The following is a 5059-nucleotide window of genomic DNA, read 5'->3' on the forward strand; positions in this document are numbered from 1 at the left end:
GCGGTCGGCCGTCGGGTAGGAGGTGTAGCGCGGGCCGGCCACGTCGTGGCGCCTGATGTTGGCGTCAAGGAGGTCGGGGTCCAGCGGTCTTTCGGTCACAGCAGCCATGCGGCAACTGTGCCGATACCGCGGCTCGCCGGCCTTGATCCAGGTCAAGCGCGCAGTGCCGGCCCGGTCCAAGAATGCCAACCCATGAGTCTTCCCTGCCCCACCGCCGCGCTCGAGCCGCTCAAGGTCGCCTGCGCCAGCTGCAATCTGCGCGAGCTCTGCCTGCCTGTGGGCTTGCGGGCCGCCGACCTGACCCGCCTGGATGGCCTCGTCGCGATGCGACGCAGCGTGCCGCGCGGCGGGTATCTGTTTCGCAACGGCGAGAGCTTTGAAGCGTTGTACGCCGTGCGCACCGGCTTCTTCAAGACCCGCGTCGGCAGCGAGGATGGCCGCGACCAGGTCACCGGCTTCCAGATGGCCGGCGAGCTGCTCGGCCTGGACGGCATCAGCAGCGACCGTCACCACTGCGACGCCGTCGCGCTGGAGGACTCGTCCGTCTGCGTCATCCACTATTCCCAGCTGGAGGAGCTGTCACGCGAATTCAGCGTGCTGCAGCACTCCTTTCACAAGATCATGAGCCGGGAGATCGTGCGCGACCACGGCGTCATGCTGCTGCTCGGCAATATGCGGGCCGAGGAGCGCCTGGCGGCCTTCCTGCTGAACCTGACCCAGCGCCTGCAGGCACGCGGCTTCTCGGCATCCAGCCTCGTGCTGCGCATGACGCGCGAAGAGATCGGCAGCTACCTCGGCCTGAAACTGGAAACCGTCAGCCGCACCTTCTCCAAATTCCAGGAGGACGGGCTGCTGGAGGTCAAGCAGCGCCAGCTGCGCATCCTCGACCAGGCCGGGCTTCAGGTCTTGGTGAACAACAGCCGCTGCTGAAGCCAGACGAAAAAAGGCCCTGCGGGGGCGCGCAGGGCCTCGAGATCGAGGAAACGGCGGTCAGCCGACCTTGATCTCGTTGCGCACTTCCTTCACGCCGGGCACGGCCTGAACCAGCTTGATGGCCTTCTGGGCCAGGTCGGCGCTGGGTGCCGCGCCCTTGAGCACGACCACGCCAGCAGCGCTGCTGCTCACGGTCAGCGGCAGGGCTGCCAGATCCTTGTCCTGCTGCAATACGGCCTGGGCCTGGCTGGCAATCGTCGTGTCGCCGGCGGTTTGCGCCTGAGCAACCTGTTCGGCCGGGGCCGGCGTCGCCGGTGCTTGGTCAGCGGCAAAGGTTGCAGTGGCRCTACCAGCCATCAAGGCGGCAGACAGCAGTCGGGCGAAGGTGGATGTTTGTCGCATGCAGATCTCCTGAGGATGCGTGAATCGAAAGCGATACCGGGGGGCACCACGAACAGGTTCAGCGCAAGGCCCGTGCCAGTTTCAAATTTCCTCAGCAGATCAACGACTTAGGACAAAACCCGGCGCGACGGGGCCCCTCAGCAACGACAAGCACGGGCCTTTTTGTCGCCGGGCGGCGACGCCGCATGGCGATGCCGGCCTAAGTGCTTGATTCATCTGACGGTTTTCTGTCGCCCGAATCCGACGCGGCAGCTAGGGGGTCGGCGCGAAAGAGCTGCGGATCCAGCCCGTGCTTCTGCATCAGGCGATAAAACTCGGTGCGGTTGCGGTCGGCCAGGCGCGCGGCCTCGGCCACATGGCCCGAGGTCAGCTTCAGCAATTGATTGAGGTAGTCGCGCTCGAAGCGCTGCTTGGCATGCTGGTAGCTCAGCACCTCCAGCGACGGCGTCTGCAGCGCGCGCTGCACCTGGGTCAGCGACACCAGCGGCGCCATGGCCAGCACGCAGACCTGTTCGACGACGTTGTAGAGCTGGCGCGCATTACCCGGCCAGGGCGCGGTCACCAACGCCTCCAGCGCATCCGGCGCAAAACCCTTGACCGGCCGGCGGTGCCGCTCGGCCAAGGTCTGCAGGAAGTGCTGGGCCAGCAGCGCGATGTCCTCGCGCCGCTCCGACAGCGGGGGCAGGCGCAGCTGCACGACATTGAGCCGGTAATAGAGGTCGGGGCGGAACTGGCCCTCGGCCATGGCGAGCTCCAGGTCACGGTGGGTGGCGGACAGCACACGCACGTCCACCGCCACCGCCTCGTTGCTGCCCACCGGCCGCACGACACGTTCCTGCAGCACGCGCAACAACTTCACCTGCAAGGCCAGCGGCATGTCGCCGATCTCGTCCAGAAAGACCGTGCCGCTCTGCGCCGCAGGGATCAGCCCCTGGCGCTGTGCCTGCGCGCCGGTGAAGGCGCCCTTCACATGGCCGAACAGCTCGGATTCCAGCAGCGCCTCGGGGATGGCGGCACAGTTCACCGCGATGAAGGGCTTCGCTGCGCGCGGGCTGGCGCGGTGGATGGCGCGCGCCAGCAGCTCCTTGCCGGTGCCGCTGTCGCCCGAGATCAGCACGCTCGCGTCGGTCGCTGCCACCAGCCGCGCCTCGGACAGCACCTCGGCCATGCGCGGGCTGCGGCTGATGATCTCGCTGCGCCACGCAGCATCGCCGTCAAGCGGCGCCGGCCCCGTCACGTTCACCCGCAGCGCCTGGTTGATCTTGTCCAGCAGCCCCTTGCCGTCGAAGGGCTTGGTCAGATAGGCATGGGCGCCCCGCGTCGTGGCCTCGACCGCATCGGGGATGTTGCCGTGGGCGGTCAGCAGGATGACCGGCAGCGACGGGTGCCGGGCGCGCACCTCGTCGAACAGGGCCAGGCCGTCCAGCCCCGGCAGGCGCACATCGGTGATGACGAGAGACGGCAGCCGCACGGCGAGGTGGGCGAGCGCAGCTTCGGCGCTGGCCACGGCCTGCACAGCGTGGCCGGCAGCGGTCAGCCGCATCGTCATCAGGCGCAGCAGGTCGGCGTCGTCGTCGACGAGGAGGATGGTGGCTTGCGTGGTCATTGCTGCCCCTTTATCGCGGAGCACCGGGCTTGCCCGGCAGGGTCTGCTCGATGGCCTTGAGGGCCTCGAGCTTCTCGTTGAGCTGCTCGTTGCGGCGCTGGCTCTCGCGCAGTTGCTGGCTGAGCTTGTCGATGTTGTCCTGCAGCCGCCGCTGCTCGGCCAGGCGGGTGGCCATCAGCGCGGCCAGCGGCTTGATCGGTTCGGCCGACGCGTCGGTCGCATTGGCGATCAGGTCGAGCTGCGCCGCAGCCTGGGCTTGGTCTGCGCTGCTGCGCCCCTGGTTCAGGGCCAGCGCCTTGCGCAGATCCTCGGCATAGCCGACCAGCGCCTTCAGATCGTCGACCTGCGGCGGTGGCGCGGGCAGCTCCGGGCAGACAGGCGCAGGGGGCGGCGGAGCCGGCACGGGCGCTGGCGGGGCCGTCTGGCAGGCGGCCAGCAGCAGCAATGAGCCAATCTCAAGCAGTCTTCGCATGGGGTATCTCAATCCGGAAATGGGCACCGCCTTCGCTGGCCAGCAGCCGGCAGCAGCCGCCGTGGGCCTGCACGATCTCGCGCACGATGGACAAGCCGATGCCACTGCCGCGGCGCGCACCGGGCGCCTGGTTGCGGCCTTGGTAGAAGGGGTCGAAGATGCGCTCGGCATCCTCGGCTGCCACGCCGGGACCGGCGTCGATGCAGTCGATGCAAAACTTGCGGTCGTCCTGCTCCAGGGTCAGCACGATGACGCCCCCGGGCGGGCTGAAGCGCAGCGCGTTGGCCAGCAGATTGGCCAGCACGATGGCCAGCTTGGCGTCGTCGACAAGGGCGTTGCAGGCTGCGGCGTCGATGCGTACCTGCAGGCCCCGGGTCTGCCAGAGCAGGCGCTGTTCATCCACCACACGCGCCAGCAACGCCTTGAGGTCGGTCGCGCGGCGCTGCAGTTGCTGAGAGTTGGAGGCCAGCGTCTGGTAGCGCAGCAGGTCCTCGATCTGGCCTTGCAGGGCGGCACTGTTGTCGCCGAGGATGCGCACGATCTCGGTCTGATCCGGCGTCAGCGGGCCGGCAACGCCCTCGCGCAGCAGGGCCGCGCCTTCGCGGATGGAGGCCATCGGCGTTTTCAGCTCATGCGAGATGTGGCGCACGAAGCGCGTCTTGTCCGACTCCAGCGTGGCCAGGCGCTGGCGCAGCCACTCCAGCTGGCGCCCGAGCCGGCGCAGGTCGGCCGGGCCGCGCACCTCCACAGGCTCGTCGAAGCGGTTGTCGCCCAACCGGCCGATGGCCGCCTCGACATGGGCCAGCGGCCGCAGCAGCCAGTGTCCAAAACCCAGCGCCAGCAGCACGGCCAGCGCGATGGCGCCCAGCACCAGGGCGCTGATGAGGCGGCGCTGCTGCTCCAGTTCGGCCAGCACCGCGTCACTGCGGCGGTCCACGGCGCGCTGGCTCTGCTCGGTCAGGGTCTCGTTGAGGCCGTGCAGGCGCGCGAATACCGGTGTCAGCCGCCGCAGTGCCGTGGAGCGAGTGCGGGTCGGGCCTGGGTTCTGCAGCACCTCCCAGGCCGCTTCGGCCTGCCTGCCCCAGTCGGCGAACAGCTGCTTCGATGCCGGCTCGGTCAGCGTGCCGGCCAATGTCGCCTGCGTGGCCTTGGCGTCTGCCCAGGCGGCCTGGAAGCGTTCGCGCAGGCTGGCGTCGTCGAGCACCAGGAACTGCCGCGCACTGCGCTCCATGGCCACGGTGCGTTCGGACAGCCGCTGCACCTGGGCGCTCAGACTGGCGGCGTCCTGCGCGGCTTCGCGGCTCTGCAGGGCGACATGCTCGAGTGCGAACATGGCCTGGGCCGCCGCGCCGCCCAGCAGCGCCGTGATCAGCAAAAAGGCGGCCAGCAGGCACTGGTGGAAGGACAGCCCGCGCAGGCCACCGCCGCGCGGGCGTTGCCAGGTCGGTTCGGGTGCGGAGGAGGCAGCGGCCAGCGTGGCGGAGGACATCTTGGGCGCCGCATCCTAGGTGCGCAAACGGCACGTGATCGGACCTTGCCGGCTGGCTTTGCATCACGATGCAACCAGCCTGCCGCCATTTGAAAAACAGTCATGCTGCGGCGCAACAAACCGAGCGTAGGATGGCTGTCCATGCGTCCTCAAGTCC

The 5059-nt window shown here is 68.7% G+C and carries 5 protein-coding genes; 1 reads left to right on the top strand and 4 read right to left on the bottom strand.

Annotated elements, in window-relative coordinates; genetic code table 11:
- Nucleotides 1-192 precede the first annotated feature (192 nt).
- Complete coding sequence (locus tag ACXJKR_RS23960) at nt 193-930, top strand: helix-turn-helix domain-containing protein (RefSeq protein WP_056197767.1); 738 nt, start codon at nt 193-195, stop codon at nt 928-930.
- Between the two features lie 60 nt (nt 931-990).
- Here ACXJKR_RS23960 and ACXJKR_RS23965 read toward each other — a convergent pair whose 3' ends face one another.
- The 4 genes from ACXJKR_RS23965 to ACXJKR_RS23980 all read right to left on the bottom strand — a co-directional run bounded on the left by ACXJKR_RS23965 (nt 991) and on the right by ACXJKR_RS23980 (nt 4902).
- Nucleotides 991-1335, bottom strand: coding sequence for a BON domain-containing protein (locus tag ACXJKR_RS23965; RefSeq protein ID WP_056197769.1), 345 nt, complete (start codon nt 1333-1335; stop codon nt 991-993).
- 199 nt (nt 1336-1534) lie between these two features.
- Entirely contained in the window at nt 1535-2941 is a 1407-nt protein-coding gene (locus tag ACXJKR_RS23970; RefSeq protein ID WP_457324943.1) for a sigma 54-interacting transcriptional regulator, read from the bottom strand.
- A gap of 10 nt (nt 2942-2951) precedes the next feature.
- Nucleotides 2952-3413 (bottom strand): hypothetical protein, encoded by a 462-nt coding sequence (locus ACXJKR_RS23975; RefSeq protein WP_457324944.1) that lies wholly within the window; start codon nt 3411-3413, stop codon nt 2952-2954.
- Nucleotides 3397-4902, bottom strand: a complete 1506-nt coding sequence (locus tag ACXJKR_RS23980) for a sensor histidine kinase (protein WP_457324945.1) — start codon at nt 4900-4902, stop codon at nt 3397-3399. Before ACXJKR_RS23980 ends, ACXJKR_RS23975 begins: the two co-directional genes overlap by 17 nt.
- Nucleotides 4903-5059: the final 157 nt, after the last annotated feature.

It is taken from the genome of Roseateles sp. P5_E11, from assembly GCF_054049355.1.

What these genes read in the sequence shown, in the direction of transcription:
- ACXJKR_RS23970 (WP_457324943.1), bottom strand. Translation starts at nt 2,941, where the DNA reads ATGACCACGCAAGCCACCATCCTCCTCGTCGACGACGACGCCGACCTG.
- ACXJKR_RS23980 (WP_457324945.1), bottom strand. Translation starts at nt 4,902, where the DNA reads ATGTCCTCCGCCACGCTGGCCGCTGCCTCCTCCGCACCCGAACCGACC.
- ACXJKR_RS23960 (WP_056197767.1), top strand. Translation starts at nt 193, where the DNA reads ATGAGTCTTCCCTGCCCCACCGCCGCGCTCGAGCCGCTCAAGGTCGCC.
- ACXJKR_RS23975 (WP_457324944.1), bottom strand. Translation starts at nt 3,413, where the DNA reads ATGCGAAGACTGCTTGAGATTGGCTCATTGCTGCTGCTGGCCGCCTGC.